Annotated in this window: 1 rRNA gene (cut by a window edge); it reads left to right on the top strand. The window is 48.6% G+C overall.

Features of this window, described 5'->3' with window-relative positions:
• Positions 1–1,762, top strand: a 23S ribosomal RNA gene (locus tag FLAPXU55_RS00025); its annotated part reaches 190 nt to the left of the window's first position; the annotation flags it as partial.

Raw genomic sequence — 1,762 nt, 5'->3', positions numbered from 1 at the left:
ATAATAGATAGTGGTATCCTGAGTAGGGCGGGGCACGTGAAACCCTGTCTGAATTTGGCGGGACCATCCGCTAAGGCTAAATACTCCTGAGAGACCGATAGTGAACCAGTACCGTGAGGGAAAGGTGAAAAGAACCGTGAATAACGGAGTGAAATAGATCCTGAAACCATACGCTTACAAGCGGTCGGAGCCCTTTCGTGGGGTGACGGCGTGCCTTTTGCATAATGAGCCTACGAGTTAACGCTGCTGGCGAGGTTAAGTGGTTAAGCCACGGATCCGCAGCGAAAGCGAGTCTGAATAGGGCGCTTTAGTCAGTAGTGTTAGACGCGAAACCGTGTGATCTACCCATGGGCAGGATGAAGCTGTGGTAACACACAGTGGAGGTCCGAACCGGTTGACGTTGAAAAGTCTTCGGATGACCTGTGGGTAGGGGTGAAAGGCCAATCAAACTCGGAAATAGCTCGTACTCCCCGAAATGCATTTAGGTGCAGCGCTGAATTAAGTTATATAGAGGTAGAGCTACTGATTGGATGCGGGGGCTTCACCGCCTACCAATTCCTGACAAACTCCGAATGCTATATAATGTTTCTCAGCAGTGAGGGCTTGGGTGCTAAGGTCCAAGTCCGAGAGGGAAAGAACCCAGACCATCAGCTAAGGTCCCCAAATATACACTAAGTTGAAAGAACGAGGTTTGTCTGCCCAGACAGCTAGGATGTTGGCTTGGAAGCAGCCATTCATTTAAAGAGTGCGTAACAGCTCACTAGTCGAGCGGACGAGCATGGATAATAATCGGGCATAAGTGTATTACCGAAGCTATGGATTTACAGTTTACTGTAAGTGGTAGGGGAGCATTCTAACAGGGTTGAAGGTGTATCGTCAGGTATGCTGGACTGGTTAGAAAAGAAAATGTAGGCATAAGTAACGATAATGCGGGCGAGAAACCCGCACACCGAAAAACTAAGGTTTCCACAGCTATGCTAATCAGCTGTGGGTTAGTCTGGTCCTAAGGCGAACCCGAAAGGGACAGTCGATGGCTAACGGGTTAATATTCCCGTACTACTAATTACTGTGATGGGGTGACGGAGTGATGAAAGCGCCGCGAACTGACGGAATAGTTCGTTAAAGTACCTAGCTATAGGCTCTGCAGGCAAATCCGCAGAGACTGGTGAAATACGATAGTACTCGGAGTCTTCGGACAAAGAGATAGTGCGCCTAAGGGCTTCCAAGAAAAACCTCTAAACTTCAGGTAATTAGTACCAGTACCGTAAACCGACACAGGTAGTTGAGGAGAGAATCCTAAGGTGCTCGAGAGATTCATGGCTAAGGAATTAGGCAAAATAGACCTGTAACTTCGGGAGAAAGGTCGCCCCGAGCAATCGGGGCCGCAGTGAAGAGGTCCAGGCGACTGTTTATCAAAAACACAGGGCTCTGCAAAATCGTAAGATGAAGTATAGGGCCTGACACCTGCCCGGTGCTGGAAGGTTAAGAGGAGATGTTATCTTCGGAGAAGCATTGAATTGAAGCCCCAGTAAACGGCGGCCGTAACTATAACGGTCCTAAGGTAGCGAAATTCCTTGTCGGGTAAGTTCCGACCTGCACGAATGGTGTAACGATCTGGACACTGTCTCAGCCATGAGCTCGGTGAAATTGTAGTAACGGTGAAGATGCCGTTTACCCGCAGTGGGACGAAAAGACCCTGTGCACCTTTACTATAGCTTAGTATTGACCTTGGATAAATGATGTGTAGGATAGGTTGGAGACT

The organism is Flavobacterium panici (genome assembly GCF_903819335.1).
GTDB classification, from domain to species: domain Bacteria; phylum Bacteroidota; class Bacteroidia; order Flavobacteriales; family Flavobacteriaceae; genus Flavobacterium; species Flavobacterium panici.
The sequence above is the reverse complement of the archived record's forward strand: the minus strand, read 5'-3'. Positions and strand labels throughout refer to the sequence as shown.